We start from the raw sequence: 21975 nt of genomic DNA, 5'->3' as shown, positions 1-21975 counted from the left end.
CGCGCGCTGATGCCCTTTATGCGCTGGGCACTGGCGGGCTCGTGGAAATGGCTGTGGATGGCGGGAATATTCTCGGCCATCGCAGGCGCGATGGAGGTCGTTTCGGCCTTCATGCTGGGGCGTGTCATCGACGCAGCACTGAGCAGCGAGTTGGAGGTGTTCTGGGCTGAAAATATGACCCAGCTTCTGCTGGTTGCCGCATTCTTTCTGATCGTGCGCCCGGTTACCTTCGGTTTATCCGCGGGCAGCAATGCGATCATCGAGGGACCGAACATCAATCCGCTGGTTCTGACACGTCTGCACCGCTGGACCCTTGGGCAGGCGGTGACCTTCTTTGATGATGATTTCGCCGGACGCATCGCGCAAAAACAGATGCAGACGGCGCGCGCGATCACGGATGTTGCGACCGAAGTTATCAACGTTGTGTTTTTCGCGCTGGCGACCCTGATCGGCGCGGTGTTCCTGTTGACCACAATCAACGGCAGTGTTGCCATCGCTCTGGCCGCCTGGCTGGTCGCCTATTTTCTGCTGATCCGGTTGTTCATGCCGATGGTGCGCAGCCGGTCCAAGAACCGGGCTGCCGCGCGCGCGATGGTCACCGGCCAGATCGTCGACACGATCACCAACGTCAACACCGTCAAACTGTTCGCCCATGCCGAACACGAAGATCGTGCGGCCATCGGGGCGATCAGCACGTTCCGCGAACGGGCATTGGATTTCGGTGTGCTTGCGGCCGTTTTTCGGGTCACCCTGATGACACTGGCCGGGACGTTGCCGGTGCTTCTGGTCGGCGCAACGCTGTACCTATGGAGCCGTGGTGCCGCCAGTGCGGGCGATATTGCAGCAGCAGGGACCATCGCGATCCGCATCTCGCAGATGACCGGCTGGGTCAGCTTCACGCTGATGGGGATCTATTCCAACATCGGAGAGATCGAGGATGGCATCAACACCCTGACCCCGCCGCATACGCTGGTCGATGCGCCGGATGCCGGCACGCTGAAACATGCCGGAGGGGTCAATTTGACGGCGTTTCCTTTGCTTATGGGCGTTCAATCGGTGGCGTCGACAGCCTTGACCTGACAATCCGAGAGGGTGAGAAACTGGGCATTGTCGGGGCGTCAGGGGCGGGGAAATCGACCCTCGTGGCGTTATTGCTGCGGCTATATGATCCCGAAGACGGGGAAATCCGCGTCGGTGGCCGGGATATTCGCGGAGTGACGCAGGAAAGCCTGCGCCGACAGATCGCGATGGTCACGCAGGATACGGCGATGTTCAACCGCTCGGCCCGCGAGAATATCCTCTACGGGCGCCCTGACGCGTCCGAGGCGGATATGATCAACGCCGCAAAACGGGCCGAAGCGCATGAGTTTATCCTGGACCTGAAGGATTTCGCGGGGCGCCGCGGCTATGACGCGCATCTGGGGGAGCGGGGCGTGAAACTGTCCGGCGGTCAGCGTCAGCGGATCGCGCTGGCGCGCGCCATCCTGAAGGACGCGCCAGTGCTGGTTCTGGACGAAGCGACCAGCGTGCTGGACAGTGAGATTGAGGCGGCGATCCAAACAGCGCTTGAACGTGTGATGGATGGCAAAACGGTGCTGGCCATCGCACACCGCCTGTCGACCCTGTCGCATATGGATCGCCTGATCGTGCTGGATCAGGGTCGCATTGTCGAAGAAGGCACACATAGTGACCTGCTTGCCCGGAACGGGCTTTATGCCCGGTTCTGGGCGCGCCAATCGGGCGGCTTCATCCGTACCGAAGCAGCCGAATGAAGCGGGTCATGGTGGTTGGCGGGCCGGGGTCGGGCAAATCGACCTTTGCCCGGGCGCTGGGTGCCCGGACCGGCCTGCCGGTGTTTCACATGGATCTGATCCATTGGCTACCTGGATGGGTGGAACGACCCCATGACACGAAATCGCACATGACCGAGTAGGTTCATGCCAGGGATCTCTGGATCTTCGAAGGCGGCCATTCCGCGACCTATCCTCAACGGATTGCCCGGGCCGATACACTGATCTGGCTGGACCTTCCGCTGGCTTTGCGATTGTGGCGCGTTTTGAAGCGCTGGGCGCAGTATCGGGGCCAGTCGCGGCCTGATCTGCCGGAAAACTGCCCTGAACAGCTGAACCTTGCGTTTTATTGGTTCATCATTCGGACCAGCAGAAAGCTGCGGCGGCGCCATATGGCGATCTTGACCGATCCGCCGCCGCATCTGACCTGTCACCATCTGCACAATCGGGCCAAAGTAGCGGAGTTTCTGACCCATGTCTGAGCTGGAAATCTCCATCGACCGCCTGGGCCGTCAGGGGGATGGGATCGGAACGCTTGAAGGTCGCGCGATCTATGCGGCGCGTACCCTGCCGGGCGAAGTGGTGACCGGCGTGCTGACCGGCGACAGGATCGTGCAACAGAAGATTCTGTCGCCCTCGTCAGATCGGGTGGCGGCGGCGTGCCGACATTACAAAACCTGCGGCGGCTGTGCCGTTCAGCACGCCAGCGACGGTTTTGTGGCGGGCTGGAAGGCAGAACAGGTGCGTCGCGCGCTTTCGGCGCAGGGGTTGGAGGGCCCGATCCGCGATGTCAAAACCTCGTCCGCGCGGTCACGACGCCGCGCCGTGTTCACCGGGCGGCGCACCAAGACCGGGGCGATTGTGGGGTTTCACGGGCGCGCTTCGGAAGTTCTGGTTGATGTTCTGGATTGTCACATTCTGGATCCGCAGATCATGGCGTCCTTGCCGGTATTGCGGGATCTGGTGGTCGCCACGGCCAGCAGAAAGGGAACGCTGACACTGGCCGTGACGCAGTCGACCGAAGGGTTGGATGTTGCCGTTTCAGGGGGAAAACCGCTGGATCAGAGCCTGATCTCGGTTCTGACATCCCTGACTGCCAGCGCCGGTATTGCGCGGCTGTCCTGGGGGGATGACCTTGTGTTTCTGGATCGGCCACCCCGTCAGGCGTTCGGGCCAGCGATGGTTGCCCCGCCACCCGGCGCCTTCCTTCAGGCAACCGAGATGGGTGAGGCGGCGCTGGTTGCCGGTGTGAGTGAAGCGCTGGTCGGCGCGAAACATGTCGTCGATCTGTTCGCGGGCTGCGGCACTTTCACTCTGCCGCTGGCCGCGACCGCCTCTTTTCACGCGGTTGAGGGTGACGCCGCGATGCTGGAGGCCCTCTCCGCCGGGTGGCGCAGTGCGACAGGTGTAAAGCCGGTTTCGACCGATTGTGTTGAAAAACTCCGTTTTAGGGCCTGAACGATGATTTTTCTTTCCATGCAGCCCGATCCTAAATTTTTGGCGCGGGGGTCGGCCCAAATCGCCTACATGCGCTCACGCGCAGCCATGCGCTGTCTCGTGGTCAAAGCTTTCCGACTATTTCGCTTCATAGGTTTTCGCAAGAAATCCGCGACGCTCTGATTTCGGAGTTTTTCAACACAATCGACCGAGGTGCGCGATCTGTTCCGCCGCCCGCTGTTGGCGGATGAACTGGCCCGGTTTGACGGCGTGGTCATCGATCCGCCGCGTGCGGGTGCGCAGGCGCAGTCACAGGTGCTGGCCGGTCATGGTCCCAAACGCCTGGCGATGGTCAGTTGCGATCCGGCCAGTTTTGCGCGTGATTCGGCAATTCTGGCAGAGGGCGGGTATCGCATTGACTGGATCGACGTGGTTGATCAGTTCCGCTGGTCGACCCATGTCGAACTGGTCGCGGCGTTGCGGCGGGATTGAGCCGTGCGCGCCGCCCCCCCCTCGCGCAGGCGTGACAGATCCGTGATGAAAACGGATTCCCGCAACGCCTACGATCGGTTATGAACGAATCGCCCCTTGCAGGGCGTGGCAGGATTGACAGGCGAATGGTTAAAACACTTCTCACTCTGATTGGCGCGGCGGTATTGCTGTTCGGCTGCACGGTGCCCGAGGTCGAGGTTACCGGCCCGGTCTATACCGGACCCGAAGTGACACGCATCGTCGTCGACAAGAGCGCGCGGAAAATGTACCTGATGCATGACCGCCGCACGCTGAAATCCTATGATGTGGAGCTTGGTTTCAATCCATCGGGTGACAAGGTGCGCCAGGGTGATGGCCGCACGCCCGAGGGCGAATACTTCATCAACCGGCGCAACAACCGCAGCATCTTCCACCTGTCACTGGGCATCAATTATCCCAATGCGCGGGACCGCGCAGAGGCACGCGCCCTTGGTGTCAGCCCTGGCGGAGACATCTTCATCCACGGCGCGCGCCGCAAGACCAGTCCGATCGGACCGGACTGGACGGCGGGCTGTATCAGTGTCGAAAATCACGAGATCGAAGAGATCTGGAAAATGGTTCCGCGCAACGGCGTTCCAGTGACGATCAACCCCTAGGGGTTACTGATTCAGGAATTGTTCGGCCGAAAATCCACCTTCGGGAATGCCGTCACCGGTCTGGGTCTCCGGCACGGTCGTCACTGTGGCCACTTGCGCCACAACCTGTCGCGGCGCGGCGGTGGTGCCGGTGATCAGCGTCCACCAGATCTTGCCATTGGTGTCCTGCGCCCAGGCAAAGCCGACATCGCGCGCGGCACGATCCAGGATGACATCACGGGTTTCGGCCGCTTCCATCCAGGCGTTCAAGGTCTGCAACTCGGTCTCGAAACTTTCCGAGATATTCTCGCCCAGAAGCGCGCCGGTGTATCCGGCACGTTTGATCCGCTCCAGCGGCGATGACCCGTCCGAGCCGAAGTGCCAGGGCCGGTTCTGGCGCAGCATGTCGCGCGAATGAGTTTCGGCGGCGGCATTCAACTGTGCGTTCAACTTCACCGGCGGGGCCGCCTGACGGCGGCGCAGGGCGTTCATCGAATCCACCATCCGGAACTGCACCGCAGCCGGATCCATCTGGTCGATCCGGTACACTTGCGTCGTTCCCGGCGTGCCGGTTCCGACGCGTTCAACCGGAATGGCGCAGGCGGCCAGGGCTAATATGCCTGCAAACAAGGTAAGGGTCGCGCGGTTCATTCGCTGAATCCTGTTATTTTCGCCTCGGCGCCGTGCTTACAGGGTAAATCCGGCCCCGACAAACCCTACCGGCGGATTTCAGCATATCTGTGGCGTTCTGACGGGGGTTTGATTTGCCCGACATGAATAACCACATTATGAGCAGTCGCAAAACACCTGTTGAGGACGGAGTGACAGATATGACCCAAGCGAAGAACGCGACCCAATCGCGCCGCATGTTCCTTGCCGGGGCCGCCGCAAGCGGCCTGATCGGCGCACCGGCGCTGGCCCAGACGACGCATGGCCCGACGACTGAATTTCGCAATCAGATTTCTGGCCGGGTGAAACGAAACGCCTCCAGCTTTCGGATGCTGGACTGGCGGCCCTATTTCGAAAACCTCGCCAATGGGGCGATCCTGGTCGACATCAACAGCCGTGCGCTGCACTTCTGGAACGAGCGGGAAGAATACCGCCTGTATCCGACATCCGTGCCGATGACAGACGACCTGACGCGCCGTGGCCGGACCGAGATCACCCGCAAGGTTGATGGCCCGACATGGTCCCCGACACCGGCCATGAAAATCCGCAACCCTGAGTGGCCCGATTTCCTGCCTGCCGGGCCGGATAATCCGCTGGGAACGCACGCGCTGTACCTCAGCTGGAAGTTCTATCGCATCCACGGAACGCAGGACACACGCAAGATCGGTCGGCGGTCGTCGAACGGCTGCATTGGCCTTTATAACGAGCACATTGCCGAGCTGTATCAGCTGACCAAGGTCAAGACTCAGGTTTTGTTGATCTGAGGCGAGACGAAGCCGATTTTGACGGGGCGGTGGGGAAACCTACCGCCCTTTTTCGATCCAGCCGCCCAGGTTTTCCGCCACAATCTGCGCCAGCGCGTCGATATGCGCGGGGGTGTCGTTCAGGCAGGGGATATAGGTGAAGCCCTGACCGCCGGCGTGCTCGAAACTTTCGCGGATCTCCTCGTTAATCTCTTCCAGCGTCTCGATGCAATCGGCTGAAAACGCTGGGGCGATCACGGCGATGTTTGTCTTTCCGGCTTTGGCCAAGCGAGCGACTTCCTCGACGGTGTAGGGTTGCAGCCATTCCTCTGGGCCGAATTTGGACTGGAAGGTCGTGATGATCTGATCCACATCCCAGCCCAGCCGTTCCCGCAGCAGGCGCGTCGTTTTCTGGCACTGGCAATGATACGGGTCACCCTGCGTCAGATAGCGCAGCGGCATCCCGTGATAGGACGCCACCAACACGTCTGGCTTGGTGGCCGCGGCGGACCAGGCGGTTTCCACGGATTGCGCAAGCGCATCAATATAGGCGGGATGCTCAAAATACGCAGGCACCGTGCGCGCCGGTGGTTGCCAGGTTTCGGCCATCAGGGCACGAAAGAACTGATCGTTCGCAGTCGCCGTCGTGGCCCCGGCGTAATGTGGGTAGAGCGGGAAGAACAGGATCTTGCGGCAGCCATCCTCAACCATTTGACGCACGACCGAGGGCGTGGACGGGTTGCCATAGCGCATGCAGAATTCCACCTGAACGCCGTCGCCAAAGTCCGCCATCAGCCGGTCACGCAATGCGCTTGTCTGCGCCTTGGTGATTGTCATCAGCGGGCTTTCATCCGCCTCAGTGTTCCAGATCGACCGATAGGCCGCGCCCGAGGTAAATGGCCGTTTGCCCAGGATCACCGTTTGCAGGATCGGCTGCCACTTCCACGCCGGATAGTCGATGACGCGCTTGTCGGACAGGAACTCGTTCAAATAGCGGCGCATCGACCAATAGTCCGTACCGTCGGGAGTCCCGAGGTTGGCAATCAGCACACCGATTTTTTCGGGTGCAACCGCCGGGTGATCGGCTGGAGCGTGGTCAGGTCTGTTGGCCATCGGGCCCTCCTTGCGCGTCTGCAGCGCCATCTAACGGGCGTTGCGGTCTGGTCAATGCCCGGGGCCGAATTCTTCGGTTCCCAAGGCCTGCGCCAGGCGCGTTTGCGCACTTCCGGGACGCAGCGGTTGGGGTTGGTCGGCAGAAGGTGCCCATCCGGTCAGAGTGATGGCTTCAAACGTCGCCGGAATGCGCCCATCCGCCTGGGCAAAATTCACGGCATAGTCTCGGTTCAGGCGCGAAAATATATCGCGCGCCGGTGTTGATCTGTTTCTGTCGGCAAGGGCGTTCGCCTCGCCCATGGCGCGCAGATCATGCATCAGGGCCGTGGCATCCGTATAGCTGACGGTCGTGGTCGATGCATCTGCAACAGGCAACGCAAAGCCCGCGCGCCCCAGCAGCGCCCCCAGATCACGGATCTCGCCCATCGGCAGAACCCGCGGCGACAACCCGCCTGTGGCGGCCACCTCGGCTTCAGCCAAGGCGCTGCGCAATTCGTTCAGCGTCTGCCCGCCCAGCAGGGTTCCGATAAAAAGACCGTCAGGCCTTAGCGCGCGGCGGCATTGCACCAGTTGGCCAACCGGATCGTCTGCCCAATGCAGGCAAAGCGCATGGATGACCAGATCGTGCTGGCAGGGCTCAAGATCCAGAACCTCTGCCTCATCCACGATCCTGGCGCCGAAACCGTCCCAGATGTGCGCAAATGGGGAAATGATCGCAACGTCATCGAACCGGCGCGTAATTTCGCCCAGGCGATCTTCGATATCGGCGCGCGCGGCCCGATGCAGAAACAACGCCTCATCACGGGCCCGACGACGGTGGTGGTCAAGCGCGACCCGATCGGCCAAGGTTGGGCGGGGCGTTGTCATGAACGCCGAGATGTCCGAGGTGACACCGAAATGCAAGCCGCGTTGACCCTGCTATACCCGCATCAATGCATCGCCTGTGCCACGATGGTTGCAGATCGGGATGCCTTGTGCGGCGCGTGCTGGGCCACAACGCGGTTCGTTTCCGGCCTGGTCTGCGATGCCTGCGGTGCGCCGCTGCCAGGTGAAGATACCGCAGAGGTTCTGTGTGACGATTGCATCAACATGGCCAGGCCTTGGGACACCGGACGAACGGCGCTGATTTATGCCGATACCGGTCGCAAACTGGTTCTGGCGCTGAAACACGGTGACCGGACCGAACTTGCCCGCGCCGGTGCGCGTTGGATGCGGCGCGCGGCCGCAGATGTCCTGTCGCCGGATGCCGTCATCGTGCCAATCCCGGTCCACTGGCTGCGGCTGTTGAAGCGGCGTTACAATCAGGCAGCCCTGCTGGCACAGACTCTGTCCCGTGCGTGCGGGGCGACATATCTGCCCGATGCGCTGATCCGGACCCGTCAAACCAAGGTGCAGGACGGGATGAGCGTTCCGGCGCGGTTCGCGAATATGCAGGATGCCATCCGCCCGCACCCCAGGCGCGGCGCGCAACTTGCCGGGCAAAAGGTGGTCCTGATTGATGACGTCATGACCTCGGGCGCGACCCTTGCGGCCGCGACCGAGGCTTGCCGCGCCGCTGATGCCGCATCCGTGTCTGTTCTGACACTGGCGCGGGTGGTCAAGGACGCCTAGATAGGCGTGACGCGAACAAATCCGGACCCCACCATAATGGCCATGATCGAGATTTATACGACTCCCTTCTGCGGCTATTGCCACGCCGCCAAGCGCCTGTTGCAGGCCAAGGGTCAGAGTTTTGCCGAAACAGATGTCTCTGCCGCGCCCGACAAGCGGGCCGAGATGATGCAGCGCGCCAGTGGTCGCAGGACCGTGCCGCAGATCTTCATCGACGGCAGACATGTCGGCGGATTTGACGATATCAACGCGCTGGACCGGTCCGGGAAGCTGGACCCGCTGCTGGCCGCCTGATGCGGGTTGCACTGGTTCAGCTGAATTCCAGCGACGATCCGGTGCGCAATCTGTCCGAAACGCTTGGCCTGCTGGAACAGGCCGCTGAGGCTGGGGCGGAACTGATCGCCACGCCCGAGGTGACGAACTGCGTGTCACTCAGCCGGGCGCATCAGCGTGACGTGCTTCAGGCCGAGGCTGACGACATGACGCTCGCCGCCTGCCGTGCGTTCGCCCGGGAACGACGGGTCTGGCTGCTTCTTGGATCATTGGCGCTGAAGGGTGGGGCCGATGGACGGTTCGTCAACCGGTCGTTCCTGATTGCAGGCGACGGCGGGATCAGGGCGCGCTATGACAAGATCCATATGTTCGATGTCGCCGTCACCCCGAGTGAGACGTTCCGCGAATCCGATGGCTATGCGCCGGGCGATGACGCGGTGCTGGCCGAAACTACCTGGGGCAAACTCGGGATGACAATCTGCTATGACATGCGTTTTCCGGGTCAGTTCCGTGATCTGGCCAAAGCTGGCGCAGATATCCTTGGCTGCCCGTCGGCATTTTCCCCGGTCACCGGCGCCGCCCATTGGGAGGTTTTGCTGCGCGCCCGCGCCATCGAAACCGGATGTTACGTTCTGGCCCCGGCCCAATGCGGGACCCATGCCGCGACAAAGGGCAAGCCGCGCCAGACCTACGGGCATTCATTGGCTGTCGATCCCTGGGGACAGGTTTTGGCAGATGGCGGAACCGAACCGGGCGTGACGATTGTGACGCTCGATCTGGCTGCAGTCAAAGCGGCGCGCGCGCGTATCCCATCCCTGACCAACGATCGACCCTATGGTGCCCCATGAGCGATGCTGACGACACCCTTGCCGTTGCCCTGTTCAGCGAGATTCTGATGACCGAGCAACTGGCCCGAACCCGGATCGGGCGCGCCCTGCCCAAGGGCATGGAGCTTAGCCAGTTTTCGACCCTGAATCACCTGTCCCACGCGGGCGAGGAACGCACACCCGCACAGCTTGCGCGCGCTTTCCATGTCACCAAAGGCGCGATGACCAATACGTTGGCCAAACTGGAACGCGCAGGTTTCGTGCATATCCGCCCCGATTGGAACGACGCGCGCAAAAAGCGTGTTGCGATCAGCCCGGCAGGCCGCGCCGCCCGGGATGCCGCCATCGCAGCGGTCGTTCCATTGATTCGCGATGTTGCAAATCGCGTCGGCATGGACCGCGTGCGCGCCGCCCTGCCTGTCCTGCGGGACCTGCGCGAAGACCTCGATAAAAACGACTGATCTTGCCCATCATTGACCCAAAAATATCCCGGGGAGGTCTGGAGGGGCTGGCCCATCCAGCCATCGCCCGCGGCCAAGACCCGAGGGATTTTACATCCCGAGGCCCCCACCCTCAGGCCGGGCTCAGGCTGGTTGTGACATAATTCACCGACAGATCGCGATCAGATATCCGCCATGACCATGTAACCGGGTTGAACACGAAACCGCGTTTGTCCACGGGCAGCAGCCCGGCGTTGCTTAGCAGATCATACAACTCATCCGGCGTAATGAATTTCGCCCAGTCATGGGTGCCCTTGGGCAGCCAGCGCATGACCCATTCCGCACCGATGATTGCGACGCCGAAGCTTTTGGCGTTGCGGTTGATGGTTGAACAAATCATCAGCCCACCGGGTTTCAGCAGACCCCGGCAGGCCGTCAGATAGGCCAGCGGGTTTGCGACATGCTCGACAACCTCCATGTTCAGCACCGCGTCGAACTGCTCGCCCGCGCTGGCGAGCGCCTCGGCCGTGGTGTGGCGATAGTCGATGGTCAGACCGGACTGCCTGGCGTGGATTTCAGCGACAGGGATGTTGCGCTCGGCGGCGTCAGCGCCGACCACGTCGGCACCCAGCCGGGCCATCGGCTCGCTCAGCAAACCACCGCCGCATCCGATGTCGAGAATGCGCAGCCCCGCGAAGGGCATATCTGTGGTCAGATCACGGTCGAACTCGGCAGCGATCTGGCTGGTGATATAGTCCAGCCGCACCGGGTTCATCATATGCAAAGGCTTGAACTTGCCCTCGGCGTCCCACCACTCAGCCGCCATCGCCTGAAACTTTGCAATTTCGGCGTCATCAACTGTGCTGTTCATCGGACCCTCCGGCAAAAATATCTGCGTGACCCCGTGCGAGCCGCGGCTGATCGGTTATATAGGCCGTTATGGACAAGTCGACACATGCACACACTGCGGCACAACACCTCTATCCGCATCTGGAACCCTTCGCGCATCAGATGCTTGCGGTGGGCGATGATCACAAGGTGTATGTCGAACAATGCGGCAATCCCGATGGTCGCCCGGTGGTGGTTCTGCATGGCGGGCCGGGTGGCGGATGCAGCCCTGCGATGCGGCGGTATTTCGACCCGGACAAATGGCGCGTGGTGCTGTTCGATCAGCGCGGCTGTGGCCGTTCGCGTCCGCACGCAAGCGTGGATAACAACACGACCTGGCATCTGATCCGGGATATCGAGCTTATCCGTCAGACCCTTGGGATTGACAGCTGGGCGGTGTTTGGCGGCAGCTGGGGGGCGACGCTGTCGTTGCTCTATGCCCAAAGCCATCCTGACCGCGTCACCAATCTGATCCTGCGCGGCGTGTTCCTGATGACGCAGGGTGAGTTGGATTGGTTCTATGGCGGTGGCGCCGGCAATTTCTGGCCAGACCTCTGGGAACAATTCACCGATCTTGTTCCGAAAGACGAGCGTGACGACCTGATCGCGGCCTATTCCAGAAGGCTGTTTTCGGGCGACCATGCGACCGAGGTGCGCTTTGCCCGGATGTGGGCGAAATGGGAAAACACGCTGGCCTCGATGGCCAATACCGGGCCGGGCGGCGACAGCCCGGCGGAATATGCCCGCGCGTTTGCACGGCTGGAGAACCATTATTTCGTCAATCGCGGCTTCCTGCCCGGTGATAACCACATCATTCGCAACATGGACAAGATCGCCCATATCCCCGGTGTCATTGTTCAGGGACGCTATGACATGATCTGCCCGCCGGTGTCGGCAAAGCGTCTGCATAACGTATGGCAAGCGTCGGCGCTGCACATTGTCCCGCGCGCGGGACACGCCCTGTCGGAACCCGGCATAAGCGCGGAACTTGTCCGCGCAACCGATGTACTGGTGCAATAGATTCCAAGCTTATCGCTAGGGAAGGGCGCTGCAGGGTTTACTTGCTGTCAGGTGTCGCTAACCTGTTCGGCGATGCGGAGACTGCTGACATGAGTTCTGTCGGAGGGATTATCCTTCAGCGCCTTGCATTGGGCTTGCTGACATTATTCGTGGTCTCGATCGTCATTTTTGCGGCTGTGAACATGCTACCTGGCGACTTTGCCGAGGCGATCCTGGGTCAAGGCGCCACGCCCGAAGCCGTGGCGTCGATCCGCAAGGACCTGGGCCTCGACCAGTCGCCGGTCACACGGTATTTTCAATGGCTTGGTGGGGCCGTGACCGGGGATCTGGGCAATAGTTTTGCGCAGGCGAATTTTGCCTCTTTCGTCGGAACGGAAGCGGGATCGGGCATGAACTCGGTCGCCGCGCAGATCGCGCCGCGGTTTGCCAACACGATGTTCCTGGCGACGGTGACGGCGGCGATTGCGGTACCGATTTCGCTGATCCTTGGCATTCTGGCGGCGCTCTACCGAAATTCGGCGTTTGACCGGGCAACCAACATCTTCACGCTCAGCTCGATCTCCAGCCCGGAATTCTTCCTGGCCTATATCCTGATCCTGTTCCTGGCGGTGCTGAATCCGATCTTGCCGTCCCTGTCCAATATCTTCGAGGGGATGAGCTTCTCCGAACGGCTTGAGCGCACGGTGTTGCCGGCCCTGACCCTGACGCTGATCGTCATGGCACATATGATGCGGATGACGCGGGCGGCGATCATCAACCTGCTTGCCAGTCCGTATATCGAGATGGCGCGCCTGAAAGGCATCGGTCCGATGCGGGTCATCGTGCGCCACGCATTGCCCAACGCGCTGGCCCCGATCATCAATGTTGTGGCGCTGAACCTGGCGTATCTGATCACCGGCGTCGTCGTTGTCGAGGTGGTCTTTGTTTATCCCGGCATCGGCCAGCTGTTCGTGGATGCGGTCAAGATCCGTGACATTCCGGTCGTACAGGCCTGCTGCCTGATCTTTGCAGCGGCCTATATCCTGTTGAACTTGACGGCAGATATTCTGTCGATCCTGTCGAACCCGCGTCTGAGGCATCCGAAATGAGCGTTTGGCAATTCCTGCTTCTGGCGCTGGTCGTCATCGGCGCGCTTGGCTGGGCATTCCGCGCGGTAGGGCAGGCGGCCACGGGCAACGCACCGTTTTTTCGCGACATGCCCTATGGTGTCGCCTTTGGATATGTACTGGCGGCTGCGGCGCTGATTGGGAGTGTCTGGCTGTACACTCAGGACGGCGCCGTCTTCTTCCGCTGGGCGGTGCAGGGGCTGATCGGTTTTGCCGTCGCTGCCTATCTGTTTCGCCTTCTGGGCCAGACCGTCGGCCCGCCGGCCAGTCGCAAGCTGTTCCGGCAGATGCCCCTGACCGCGTCCTTCGGTATCCTGGTCATCATCATCTATGCGATCTTGTCGATTTTCGCCGGTCCGATCTCGGTCGTGTTTATTGCCGGATTGGGTATCGCCGCTGTCGTGGTGGTGGAGCTATCGCGCCGGTCCAGCACCAATGACACGCATCAGGTTGTCGTCATGATTGCGCTGCTGACCGTGGCGCTGTTCATCCTCATGTATTTCATTGGCCCGCTTGCGCCGCACGGCCAGGAAGAGGTCTTCCCCATCGCGAATATCACGCCGGGTGGCGATCCGGCGATGAACGGCGACCCGGCGTTCCCGCTGGGCACTGATCAGATTGGTCGCGATATCCTGAGCCGTCTGATCTATGGGGCGCAGAACACGGTCGGCATTGCTTTTGCAACCACTTGTCTGGCGTTCTTCCTCGGCGGCACGTTCGGGTTCCTTGCCGCAACGCTGGGCGGATGGCTGGATCAGGTTCTCAGCCGCGCGGTGGACGTTCTGATGGCGATCCCGGCACTGATCTTTGCGTTGTTGCTGATGACCATCGCCAGTGTCTGGGCGCCGCGCCTTGGGATCCCGCTGACCTTCTTCATGGTGATCATCATCGCAGTGATCGACAGCACCCGGGTGTTCCGTCTGGCCCGCGCGGTCGGCACCCAGATCGTGGTGATGGATTATATTGAGGCGGCGAAACTGCGCGGCGAAGGCCTGCCCTATCTGATCTTCCGCGAGATCCTGCCAAACGCCACCGCGCCGCTGCTGGCTGAATTCGGTCTGCGCTTCTGCTTTGTCTTCCTGACCATCGCATCGCTTTCGTTCCTGGGTCTTGGCATCCAGCCACCGCTGGCCGACTGGGGGACGATGGTGAAAGACTTGTCCCAGTTCATCAATTTTGCCCAATTTGCCCCGAATGTCGCGGCCGCGCCGCTGCTGGCCGCAGGGGCGATTGCCTTGTTGACGGTGGCGGTGAACTTCGTGGTCGACTGGATGCTGCACAGATCATCTGGCCTGAAAGAATGAGGGGCCGATCACATGAGCGATGACAAACCCCTTCTGCTGAAAATCCGCGATCTTGAGATTGAAGGTCGCAGCGATGAAACTTGGAACCCGATCATCAACGGGGCCGGTTTCGATCTGCACAAGGGTGAGGTTCTGGGCCTTATCGGTGAATCGGGGGCCGGGAAGTCAACGATTGGCCTTGCCGCGATGGGGTTTACCCGTGACGGCGTGCGCATTTCGGGCGGATCGGTCGAATTTGACGGGATCAACCTGCTGAAGGCATCGGCTGCGGAAAAACGCGCCTTGCTGGGAAGCCGGATCGCCTATGTCGCGCAATCGGCGGCGGCCAGTTTCAACCCGGCGCATAAGATCATCGACCAGCATACCGAGGCGCCGATTCAACATGGTTTGATGGCCAGGAAGGACAGCGAAGAAGACGCGATGGCGCTTTATGCCCGGTTGCGTCTGCCGAACCCGGAAGAGATCGGGTTCCGCTATCCGCACCAGGTGTCGGGCGGGCAGTTGCAGCGGGCGATGACGGCGATGGCCATGTCTTGCCGGCCAGACCTGATCATCTTTGACGAACCCACAACGGCGCTGGACGTGACCACCCAGATCGAGGTTCTGGCCGCGATCCGCGACATCGTCGAACAGTTTGATACCGCAGCAATTTACATCACGCATGATCTGGCCGTCGTGTCGCAGATGGCAGACCGGATCAAAGTGTTGCTGAAGGGCGATGAAGTTGAAGAGGCGGACACCGCCACCATGCTCAGCGCGCCGCAAGAAGATTATACCAAATCCCTCTGGGCGGTTCGGTCGTTCGAGCGGCCTGAAAAACCGGCCCCGGCGGCGGATGCGGTGCCGATTGTGCGGGTGAAAAACGTCAGCGCCGCCTATGGTCCAATCCCGGTTTTGTTTGATGTCAGCTTCGATATTCATGCCGGGCGAACCGTGGCTGTTGTCGGGGAAAGTGGTTCGGGCAAATCAACGGCGGCGCGGTGCATCACGGGGTTGTTGCCGCCGACGAAGGGCGTGATTGAATTTGATGGCGTTGAAATGCCGCTCGACTATCGCAAGCGGTCCAAGGATCAGCTGCGTCAGGCTCAGATGATCTATCAGATGGCCGATACGGCGCTAAATCCACGCAAGTCGATTGGTGAGATCATTGGCCGCCCGGTGGAGTTCTATGGTGGGCTGAAAGGCCAGAAGAAACGCGCGCGGGTTGAAGAATTGCTTCATGAGATCGAGTTGGAGCCATCGCAATACATTGACCGGCTGCCCTCGGAATTGTCGGGCGGTCAGAAGCAGCGGATCGGGATTGCACGGGCGTTGGCCGCCGAGCCGCGTTTCATCATCTGCGATGAAGTGACCAGCGCGCTGGATCAGCTGGTGGCCGAGGGGATTTTGCGGCTTCTTGCACGATTGCAGGATGAGCTGGGTCTTTCTTACATGTTCATTACACATGATCTGGCCACCGTGCGCGCGATTGCGGACGAGGTCGTGGTGATGAAAGATGGCCGCGTTGTTGAACAGGGGCCCAAGGCCGAAATGTTCACCCCGCCACATCATGCCTATACGGATTTGCTACTGTCGTCGGTCCCCGAGATGGACCCCGAATGGCTGACCAAACTGCTGGAAGCACGCGGTGTTGATAACATCGGTGACGCCGCAGTTGATAAGATGTAACCGAATCACCTAGTAATGCATATCAACTGCGCCGCGGGCCAACCCGGCGTTTCAAACGACAACGGGAGAACGTAATGTCGAATTTCAGCAGACGTGGATTGCTCAAATCGGGCGCCGCATTGGGTGTGCTTGCAGCCACCGGCTTGCCAGTGGCCGCACAGGCCAAACGTGGCGGTCGGTTGCGGATGGGCCTGAACGGGGCCAACACTTCGGACAATTGGGACAGCCGCACCCATTCCGATATCTTCATGATCAGCTCGGCACAGGGTGCTGTGTTTGATTCACTGACCGAAGTGGCCGCTGATGGAGAGCTTAAGGGTGAGCTGGCCACAGATTGGGAGGTCAGCGCAGACGCCAAGATCTGGACATTCAACCTGCGCAAGGGCGTGACGTTCCACAACGGCAAAGAATTCGGCGCCGATGACGTGATTGCGTCGTTGCAGCTGCATGTCGCGGAAGGATCGAAATCGGCGGCCGAGCCGATCGTTTCGGCGATCTCCGAAATGAAGAAGATGTCGGATCATCAGGTTCAGTTTACCCTGGCGACGGGCAACGCAGACCTGCCGTTCCTGCTGGCCGATTATCACCTGCTGATGTATCCGGCGGGCCAGATTGAAGAAGCCATCGCCAATGGCATCGGCACCGGCCTTTACAAGGTCGAAAGCTTTGAGCCCGGCGTGCGTTTCGTCGGCAAGCGCGTCGACAGCCACTACAAGGATGGTGAGGCCGGCTGGTTCGACGAGATCGAATATGTCGCCGTCAACGACATCAACGCGCGGATGAACGCCCTGCTGACCGGTCAGGTCGACGTCATCAATGACATCGACTTCAAGACCGAATCGCTGCTGGATGCCAATCCTGCGACGTCGGTATTCGAGGTGACGGGCAACCAGCAGTTCACCTTCCCGATGCACACCGATACGGCGCCCTTCTCGGACAACAATGTGCGCAAGGCGCTCAAGTTCTCGATCAAGCGGCAAGAAATGGTGGACAAGATCCTGCAAGGACATGGACGGGTCGGCAATGACAGCCCGATCGGCCCGGCGAACACCTATTTCAACGCCGACATGCCGCAGACTGAGTTTGATCCCGATCAGGCGAAGTTCCATCTGAAAGAGGCGGGCATGGAAGGGCTGACCGTCGATCTGTCAGTTTCCAATGCGGCCTTCACAGGCGCGACTGATGCGGCACAGCTGATGCAGGCTTCGGCGCGTGAGGCCGGGATCACCATCAACCTTATCCAGGAAGCCGCCGATGGATATTGGTCAAATGTCTGGCTCAAGAAGCCGTGGGCTGTCAGCTATTGGTCGGGTCGCGCGACCGAAGATCTGATGTTCTCGACCGCCTATGAAGCGAGCGCACCATGGAATGACACCAACTGGGATCACCCGCGGTTCCAGGAACTGTTGCTGATTGGCCGGGCCGAGTTCGATGCCGAAAAGCGGCGCGAGATCTATAATGAAATGCAGCTGATCCTGCATGATGAAGGTGGCGTCATTCTGCCAATGTTTGCCAACTTTGTCGGCGCGAAGACCAACAAGGTCGCCAACTCTGGCACCATCGGTAACGTCTACAAAGTGGACAACGGCCGGATTGCCGAACGCTGGTGGATGGCCTGATTCAGGCAGCCTGACGGCAACTGACACTGGAAATGCCCCGCTGGTTCAGCGGGGCATTTTCGTTCTGGCGGTATCAATCTGCCGGATTGCGCAGCAACTGCGTCTTTCCCAACAGAAACTCGTATCTTGCGCGCGGCGCGTCGACGAAGATCTGCGCCGAATCCCGGCGCAGGTGAATACGGATGGACCGGCGCAGCCTTGGGTGGGCGTCTGCAAATGCGGCGCAGGTCAGCAACGCGACATTGGGCCAGCCCTCCGGGTGCCGGGCCGAGGCGTATCGGATAACCGCCACCCCTGCATCGCGGGCCTGATCGGCCAGATCCAGACAGGCGGAATAATCGTCGGGATCGCGCCAGTCGCTGCGCGCCGCCAGCGGCGGTTCCGTCAGATCAATCGCCTGATCTGTTGCCACACGACAGGCAATCGCCGTGTAATCCGCCGCGGTCACGGGAAGCGGCGTGTCCGGCGATTCGCGGTAAAACCGCAGGCGATACCAGACAACCTCGGCCACGGCCGTTTCTGGCCGTTCCGAGGCGTAATAGACACCAGGCGTGCGCCCTTTGCGGCGAAACCGACTGTCTGTCGGATAGCAGCCATATCGGAATGGCGCCGCCAGAAGATAATCCAGATGGGCGCAATCTGCGGGCACCGGGGGCTTGGTCTGTTCCAGGATATTTTCCAGCACCCGCTGTTCATCCAGATTATCGACCAGCCGCGTCGTCGAAACGACATGCTGAGCCTCGACCAGGCGCCAGACCTGCCCGCGATAGGGTCTGCAGGGAAGGTCAGATTGGCGCGCGGCGGGCATCAAGGTAATTCACAACATCAATCAACCCGCCGACCGTCCGGATCAGCACCGCAGGCACCCCGCCCAGGGCCAGATTCTCGGCCTGCATCCAGCCGCGCATCGCGGCTTCATCACCGCCGACGATCGCATCCAATGACCGGAATACACGGACCAGATGGGCGGCCAGCTCATAAGGTTTGCCGGTCAGCGGCATCGTGCCTGCCTTCATGCGCGAAATGCTTGCCGGGCTGACGCCGATCACCTGCGCCAGATCCTGCTGGGACAGGCCCAGAAGGTCACCGCTGCGCAAAACCGCCTTTGCCAGAACGAAATGCGGATCGGGCGAAGAGAGGGATTTGGTTTGAAGCTGCATGGGCATTGCCTTTCTGATGAAAGAAATATGCACATTCTGTATTGAGAAATCAAGTGAAGACCTGATTGCAAGCCCTTGAGCATCTTTGCTGATATGATTGTGCACGGATTGGGGTTGCCGCGCTGCGGGCTGATGGTGTTCGCTGACGAAAGACATCGGTTTGGGATCAGGGGCATGACATGACAGAGACACCAACAATCGAAACCCGCGAGGATGGTCCGCTGATCATCAAGAACGCCCGGCGCATGGTCGGCGCGGACGGGGAAGACATTGCGGTAAAGCCGGTGATGGCACTTTGCCGCTGCGGCGGCTCGGCCAACAAACCGTTCTGCGACGGCAGTCACAATTCAAACGGATTCGAAAGCAGCGGCGGCACACCCGCAGGCCGCGACAGGATCATCGCCTATGAGGGTGCCGAGCTAACCGTCACCTACAACCCGCGCCTGTGCAGCCACGCCGCCGAATGCGGCCGTCTGGCCAGCCATGTCTTCAACCCGGACCAGAAACCCTGGATCCAACCCGATAACGGAACAGAGGACGAAGTCCGCGCCGTCGTCGCCGCCTGCCCCTCTGGCGCGCTGGCACTGGGCAATGCGGATGGCCCCGAACATCTGGTCGCCGACCGGGCCGATGTGCAGATCGAAAAGAACGGACCCTATTGGGTTACAGGCATCACCGCCCCGACCGAAGATCAGGCCGAAGGCGCGTCACAAACAAAATTCGTCCTGTGCCGGTGCGGACTGTCCGGGAACAAGCCGTATTGTGATGGGTCGCATCGGGATAAGGGGTGGGTCGGCGACTAACGGGGCTCGGTGGGCGCAGACTCCCCTTGCACCCACCCGTCCCCCCCTCTATATCCCCTCTCAACAGCGGCGTTTCGGCTTCCACCCCTGAAACTCCACCGAACTCACGAACGGGCCGCGCGCCCGTTTTTTTGTGTCCAAACGCCAACCCACGAAAGGCCCCTGATGTCCGACCTGATCGCCAAAACCGCGATGGATCGCCGGATTGCTGACATTGTCACGCCGGTGATTGAAGGTATGGGCTATGAACTGGTGCGCCTGCGGTTGATGAGCGGCAAATCCGCCAGCCTGCAGATCATGGCTGATAAGCCGGACGGCGGGATCGAAGTGGATGATTGCGCCAAGATCTCGACCGCAGTGTCGGCGACGCTGGACGTGGAAGATCCGATCGAAGACGCCTATCGGCTGGAAGTTTCCAGCCCGGGTGTTGACCGGCCTTTGACCCGGCTGAAGGATTTTGACGCCTGGTCGGGGTATGAAGCAAAGATTGAAACGACCGAGATGATCGACGGCCGCCGCCGCTTCAAGGGCGCGCTGGCTGGTACCGAGGGCGACGAGGTGCTGATCGAGATTGAAGAAGGCACCATTGGCCTGCAATTCGATTGGCTGTCGGACGCGAAACTGGTGCTGACGGACGATCTGATCCGCGATGTGCTGCGTGCCCGCAAGGACGCGGGCGAGATTGACGAAACCCAATTCGACCAGATCGAAACCATCATAGACGGCGACGAGGAACCCTGAACCATGGCCATTACATCCGCAAACCAGCTGGAACTGCTGCAAACCGCCGAAGCGGTCGCGCGCGAGAAAATGATCGACCCGGTGCTGGTCATCGAAGCGATGGAAGAAAGCCTCGCCCGGGCGGCGAAGTCCCGCTTTGGCGCGGAAATGGACATCCGCGTGGCGATTGACCGCAAGACCGGCAAGGCGACCTTCACACGGGTTCGTACGGTGGTCGAGGATGAAGAGCTTGAGAACTACCAGGCCGAATTCACGGTAGAGCAGGCCAAGCAGTATATGGACGCGCCGGAAGTTGGGCAGCAGCTGATCGAAGAGGTTCCGCCGGTCGAAATGGGCCGGATCGCCGCGCAGAGCGCCAAGCAGGTGATCCTGCAAAAGGTGCGCGAAGCGGAACGGGATCGTCAGTACGAAGAATTCAAGGATCGCGCCGGTCAGATCATCAACGGCGTCGTCAAGCGCGAAGAATACGGCAACGTCATCGTCGATGTGGGCACCGGCGAAGGTATCCTGCGCCGCAACGACAAGATCGGGCGCGAAAGCTATCGCCCGAACGACCGCATCCGCTGCTACATCAAAGACGTGCGCCGCGAAGTCCGGGGGCCGCAGATCTTCCTGTCGCGCACCGCACCGGAATTCATGGTCGAGCTGTTCAAGATGGAAGTGCCCGAGATTTACGACGGCATCATCGAGATCAAGGCCGTGGCCCGTGATCCGGGTAGCCGCGCCAAGATCGCCGTGATCAGCTATGACGGCTCGATTGACCCCGTGGGGGCCTGCGTCGGCATGCGCGGATCACGAGTGCAGGCCGTCGTGAACGAGCTTCAGGGCGAAAAGATCGACATCATCCCATGGAATGAGGATATCCCGACTTTCCTGGTGAACGCGCTTCAGCCTGCCGAAGTCTCGAAGGTGGTTCTGGACGAAGACGCCGAGCGGATCGAAGTCGTCGTGCCCGAAGAACAGCTGAGCCTGGCCATCGGCCGTCGTGGCCAGAACGTGCGTCTGGCCAGCCAGCTGACGCATCTGGACATCGACATCATGACCGAGGAGGAGGAAAGCCAGCGTCGTCAGGCCGAATTCGAACTTCGCACCAAGCTGTTCATGGATACGCTGGATCTGGACGAATTCTTCGCCCAGCTTCTGGTCTCGGAAGGGTTCACCAGCCTGGAAGAAGTCGCTTATGTCGAGGCCGAGGAACTGCTGGTCATCGACGGGGTAGATGAAGACACCGCCGGCGAATTGCAGGCCCGTGCGCGCGACCATCTTGAGGCGCAGAATCGCGCGGCGCTGGAAAAAGCGCGCGAGTTGGGCGTGCAGGACAGCCTTGTTGCCTTTGAGGGGCTGACGCCGCAGATGATTCAGGCACTGGCGGAAGACGATGTGAAATCGCTTGAAGATTTTGCGACGCTCGCCGACTGGGAAATTGCCGGTGGCTGGACCACGGTTGATGGCGAACGCCACAAGGATGACGGGGTGCTGGAAAAATTCGATGTCGGGCTGGAAGAAGCGCAGGCCATGGTGATGACCGCGCGCATTCAGCTTGGTTGGGTCGATCCGGCTGATCTTGCCAGCGAAGACGACGTGGCCGAAGGCGAAGAGGGCGAAGCAGCCACAGAAGCGACCGAGGAGACCGGGGCCTGATCTCAGGCCTCGGGGG

23 protein-coding genes and 2 pseudogenes are annotated in these 21975 nt (G+C 60.8%); 18 read left to right on the top strand and 7 right to left on the bottom strand.

The genetic code is table 11. The features are described from left to right. Positions 1–18 precede the first annotated feature (18 nt). From GKR99_17580 to GKR99_17570, 3 genes and pseudogenes are all read left to right on the top strand, one after another. A pseudogene (locus tag GKR99_17580) lies at positions 19–1772 on the top strand (ATP-binding cassette domain-containing protein). After that, positions 1769–2272 (top strand): annotated as a pseudogene (locus GKR99_17575) (DNA topology modulation protein FlaR). Before GKR99_17580 ends, GKR99_17575 begins: the two co-directional pseudogenes overlap by 4 nt. Next, entirely contained in the window at positions 2265–3248 is a 984-nt protein-coding gene (locus GKR99_17570) for a class I SAM-dependent RNA methyltransferase (protein ID NKB29261.1), read from the top strand. Before GKR99_17575 ends, GKR99_17570 begins: the two are co-directional and overlap by 8 nt. A gap of 65 nt (positions 3249–3313) precedes the next feature. Here the strand turns inward: GKR99_17570 and GKR99_17565 are convergent, their stop codons facing one another. Beyond that, entirely contained in the window at positions 3314–3505 is a 192-nt protein-coding gene (locus tag GKR99_17565; protein NKB29260.1) for a hypothetical protein, read from the bottom strand. Between GKR99_17565 and GKR99_17560 the strand changes: the two genes are divergently transcribed. Beyond that, positions 3441–3719, top strand: coding sequence for a hypothetical protein (locus GKR99_17560; GenBank protein NKB29259.1), 279 nt, complete (start codon positions 3441–3443; stop codon positions 3717–3719). The genes GKR99_17565 and GKR99_17560 overlap by 65 nt on opposite strands. Before the next feature lie 125 nt (positions 3720–3844). Further along, positions 3845–4354, top strand: a complete 510-nt coding sequence (locus tag GKR99_17555) for a L,D-transpeptidase family protein (GenBank protein ID NKB29258.1) — start codon at positions 3845–3847, stop codon at positions 4352–4354. A 3-nt stretch (positions 4355–4357) separates the two neighbouring features. On the opposite strand, the gene GKR99_17550 is transcribed toward GKR99_17555, so the two are convergent. Further along, complete coding sequence (locus GKR99_17550; GenBank protein NKB29257.1) at positions 4358–4984, bottom strand: CAP domain-containing protein; 627 nt, start codon at positions 4982–4984, stop codon at positions 4358–4360. A 179-nt stretch (positions 4985–5163) separates the two neighbouring features. Between GKR99_17550 and GKR99_17545 the strand changes: the two genes are divergently transcribed. Next, positions 5164–5766: a L,D-transpeptidase family protein gene (locus GKR99_17545; protein ID NKB29256.1), complete on the top strand. Its 603-nt coding sequence runs from the start codon at positions 5164–5166 to the stop codon at positions 5764–5766. Between the two features lie 39 nt (positions 5767–5805). Here GKR99_17545 and GKR99_17540 read toward each other — a convergent pair whose 3' ends face one another. Both GKR99_17540 and GKR99_17535 read right to left on the bottom strand, forming a co-directional pair. Then, positions 5806–6858 (bottom strand): ferrochelatase, encoded by a 1053-nt coding sequence (locus GKR99_17540; GenBank protein ID NKB29255.1) that lies wholly within the window; start codon positions 6856–6858, stop codon positions 5806–5808. Positions 6859–6909: 51 nt separating this feature from the next. Beyond that, positions 6910–7725 carry a methyltransferase domain-containing protein gene (locus GKR99_17535; protein ID NKB29254.1) on the bottom strand — a complete coding sequence of 272 codons (816 nt, stop codon included), beginning with the start codon at positions 7723–7725 and terminating at the stop codon, positions 6910–6912. A 30-nt stretch (positions 7726–7755) separates the two neighbouring features. Here GKR99_17535 and GKR99_17530 point away from each other — a divergent pair, with 30 nt between their 5' ends. Genes GKR99_17530 through GKR99_17515 form a run of 4 tightly spaced genes read left to right on the top strand, consistent with a single transcriptional unit; the run spans position 7756 to position 10030 of the window. Next, a complete protein-coding gene (locus tag GKR99_17530) occupies positions 7756–8469 on the top strand; it encodes a ComF family protein (GenBank protein NKB29253.1) in 714 nt (237 codons plus the stop codon). 36 nt (positions 8470–8505) lie between these two features. Next, on the top strand, positions 8506–8763 hold the full coding sequence (grxC, locus tag GKR99_17525; GenBank protein ID NKB29252.1) for a glutaredoxin 3: 258 nt from the start codon (positions 8506–8508) through the stop codon (positions 8761–8763). Then, positions 8763–9590 (top strand): carbon-nitrogen hydrolase family protein, encoded by an 828-nt coding sequence (locus GKR99_17520; protein ID NKB29251.1) that lies wholly within the window; start codon positions 8763–8765, stop codon positions 9588–9590. The genes grxC and GKR99_17520 overlap by 1 nt, the downstream gene beginning before the upstream one ends. Continuing rightward, a complete protein-coding gene (locus tag GKR99_17515; protein NKB29250.1) occupies positions 9587–10030 on the top strand; it encodes a MarR family transcriptional regulator in 444 nt (147 codons plus the stop codon). The genes GKR99_17520 and GKR99_17515 overlap by 4 nt, the downstream gene beginning before the upstream one ends. A 112-nt stretch (positions 10031–10142) precedes the next feature. Here the strand turns inward: GKR99_17515 and ubiG are convergent, their stop codons facing one another. Beyond that, entirely contained in the window at positions 10143–10880 is a 738-nt protein-coding gene (gene ubiG, locus GKR99_17510) for a bifunctional 2-polyprenyl-6-hydroxyphenol methylase/3-demethylubiquinol 3-O-methyltransferase UbiG (GenBank protein NKB29249.1), read from the bottom strand. Between the two features lie 68 nt (positions 10881–10948). Between ubiG and pip the strand changes: the two genes are divergently transcribed. The 5 genes from pip to GKR99_17485 all read left to right on the top strand — a co-directional run bounded on the left by pip (position 10949) and on the right by GKR99_17485 (position 17614). Continuing rightward, entirely contained in the window at positions 10949–11917 is a 969-nt protein-coding gene (pip, locus tag GKR99_17505; GenBank protein ID NKB29248.1) for a prolyl aminopeptidase, read from the top strand. Between the two features lie 89 nt (positions 11918–12006). After that, positions 12007–13005 carry an ABC transporter permease subunit gene (locus GKR99_17500; protein NKB29247.1) on the top strand — a complete coding sequence of 333 codons (999 nt, stop codon included), beginning with the start codon at positions 12007–12009 and terminating at the stop codon, positions 13003–13005. Further along, a complete protein-coding gene (locus GKR99_17495) occupies positions 13002–14327 on the top strand; it encodes an ABC transporter permease subunit (GenBank protein ID NKB29246.1) in 1326 nt (441 codons plus the stop codon). Before GKR99_17500 ends, GKR99_17495 begins: the two co-directional genes overlap by 4 nt. 12 nt (positions 14328–14339) lie before the next feature. Continuing rightward, entirely contained in the window at positions 14340–15995 is a 1656-nt protein-coding gene (locus GKR99_17490) for an ATP-binding cassette domain-containing protein (protein ID NKB29245.1), read from the top strand. Positions 15996–16069: 74 nt separating this feature from the next. Further along, the gene (locus GKR99_17485; protein NKB29244.1) at positions 16070–17614 is read left to right on the top strand and encodes a peptide ABC transporter substrate-binding protein; all 1545 of its coding nucleotides are present in this window, start codon (positions 16070–16072) and stop codon (positions 17612–17614) included. 73 nt (positions 17615–17687) lie between these two features. Here GKR99_17485 and GKR99_17480 read toward each other — a convergent pair whose 3' ends face one another. Together GKR99_17480 and GKR99_17475 are read right to left on the bottom strand one after the other, a co-directional pair. Further along, positions 17688–18422, bottom strand: a complete 735-nt coding sequence (locus GKR99_17480; protein NKB29243.1) for an RES domain-containing protein — start codon at positions 18420–18422, stop codon at positions 17688–17690. After that, the gene (locus tag GKR99_17475; GenBank protein ID NKB29242.1) at positions 18400–18774 is read right to left on the bottom strand and encodes a DUF2384 domain-containing protein; all 375 of its coding nucleotides are present in this window, start codon (positions 18772–18774) and stop codon (positions 18400–18402) included. The genes GKR99_17480 and GKR99_17475 overlap by 23 nt, the downstream gene beginning before the upstream one ends. Before the next feature lie 179 nt (positions 18775–18953). Between GKR99_17475 and GKR99_17470 the strand changes: the two genes are divergently transcribed. From GKR99_17470 to nusA, 3 genes are all read left to right on the top strand, one after another. Further along, positions 18954–19577 carry a hypothetical protein gene (locus tag GKR99_17470; protein NKB29241.1) on the top strand — a complete coding sequence of 208 codons (624 nt, stop codon included), beginning with the start codon at positions 18954–18956 and terminating at the stop codon, positions 19575–19577. Between the two features lie 165 nt (positions 19578–19742). Then, entirely contained in the window at positions 19743–20318 is a 576-nt protein-coding gene (gene rimP / locus GKR99_17465) for a ribosome maturation factor RimP (GenBank protein ID NKB29240.1), read from the top strand. A 3-nt stretch (positions 20319–20321) separates the two neighbouring features. Further along, positions 20322–21959: a transcription termination/antitermination protein NusA gene (nusA, locus tag GKR99_17460; GenBank protein NKB29239.1), complete on the top strand. Its 1638-nt coding sequence runs from the start codon at positions 20322–20324 to the stop codon at positions 21957–21959. Positions 21960–21975 lie beyond the last annotated feature (16 nt).

It is taken from the genome of Paracoccaceae bacterium (assembly GCA_012103375.1).
Lineage (GTDB): Bacteria > Pseudomonadota > Alphaproteobacteria > Rhodobacterales > Rhodobacteraceae > WLWX01.
The sequence above is the reverse complement of the archived record's forward strand: the minus strand, read 5'-3'. Positions and strand labels throughout refer to the sequence as shown.

What these genes read in the sequence shown, in the direction of transcription:
- GKR99_17570 (NKB29261.1), top strand. Translation starts at nt 2,265, where the DNA reads ATGTCTGAGCTGGAAATCTCCATCGACCGCCTGGGCCGTCAGGGGGAT.
- GKR99_17565 (NKB29260.1), bottom strand. Translation starts at nt 3,505, where the DNA reads ATGACCACGCCGTCAAACCGGGCCAGTTCATCCGCCAACAGCGGGCGG.
- GKR99_17555 (NKB29258.1), top strand. Translation starts at nt 3,845, where the DNA reads ATGGTTAAAACACTTCTCACTCTGATTGGCGCGGCGGTATTGCTGTTC.
- GKR99_17550 (NKB29257.1), bottom strand. Translation starts at nt 4,984, where the DNA reads ATGAACCGCGCGACCCTTACCTTGTTTGCAGGCATATTAGCCCTGGCC.
- GKR99_17545 (NKB29256.1), top strand. Translation starts at nt 5,164, where the DNA reads ATGACCCAAGCGAAGAACGCGACCCAATCGCGCCGCATGTTCCTTGCC.
- GKR99_17540 (NKB29255.1), bottom strand. Translation starts at nt 6,858, where the DNA reads ATGGCCAACAGACCTGACCACGCTCCAGCCGATCACCCGGCGGTTGCA.
- GKR99_17535 (NKB29254.1), bottom strand. Translation starts at nt 7,725, where the DNA reads ATGACAACGCCCCGCCCAACCTTGGCCGATCGGGTCGCGCTTGACCAC.
- GKR99_17530 (NKB29253.1), top strand. Translation starts at nt 7,756, where the DNA reads ATGCAAGCCGCGTTGACCCTGCTATACCCGCATCAATGCATCGCCTGT.
- grxC (NKB29252.1), top strand. Translation starts at nt 8,506, where the DNA reads ATGGCCATGATCGAGATTTATACGACTCCCTTCTGCGGCTATTGCCAC.
- GKR99_17520 (NKB29251.1), top strand. Translation starts at nt 8,763, where the DNA reads ATGCGGGTTGCACTGGTTCAGCTGAATTCCAGCGACGATCCGGTGCGC.
- GKR99_17515 (NKB29250.1), top strand. Translation starts at nt 9,587, where the DNA reads ATGAGCGATGCTGACGACACCCTTGCCGTTGCCCTGTTCAGCGAGATT.
- ubiG (NKB29249.1), bottom strand. Translation starts at nt 10,880, where the DNA reads ATGAACAGCACAGTTGATGACGCCGAAATTGCAAAGTTTCAGGCGATG.
- pip (NKB29248.1), top strand. Translation starts at nt 10,949, where the DNA reads ATGGACAAGTCGACACATGCACACACTGCGGCACAACACCTCTATCCG.
- GKR99_17500 (NKB29247.1), top strand. Translation starts at nt 12,007, where the DNA reads ATGAGTTCTGTCGGAGGGATTATCCTTCAGCGCCTTGCATTGGGCTTG.
- GKR99_17495 (NKB29246.1), top strand. Translation starts at nt 13,002, where the DNA reads ATGAGCGTTTGGCAATTCCTGCTTCTGGCGCTGGTCGTCATCGGCGCG.
- GKR99_17490 (NKB29245.1), top strand. Translation starts at nt 14,340, where the DNA reads ATGAGCGATGACAAACCCCTTCTGCTGAAAATCCGCGATCTTGAGATT.
- GKR99_17485 (NKB29244.1), top strand. Translation starts at nt 16,070, where the DNA reads ATGTCGAATTTCAGCAGACGTGGATTGCTCAAATCGGGCGCCGCATTG.
- GKR99_17480 (NKB29243.1), bottom strand. Translation starts at nt 18,422, where the DNA reads ATGCCCGCCGCGCGCCAATCTGACCTTCCCTGCAGACCCTATCGCGGG.
- GKR99_17475 (NKB29242.1), bottom strand. Translation starts at nt 18,774, where the DNA reads ATGCAGCTTCAAACCAAATCCCTCTCTTCGCCCGATCCGCATTTCGTT.
- GKR99_17470 (NKB29241.1), top strand. Translation starts at nt 18,954, where the DNA reads ATGACAGAGACACCAACAATCGAAACCCGCGAGGATGGTCCGCTGATC.
- rimP (NKB29240.1), top strand. Translation starts at nt 19,743, where the DNA reads ATGTCCGACCTGATCGCCAAAACCGCGATGGATCGCCGGATTGCTGAC.
- nusA (NKB29239.1), top strand. Translation starts at nt 20,322, where the DNA reads ATGGCCATTACATCCGCAAACCAGCTGGAACTGCTGCAAACCGCCGAA.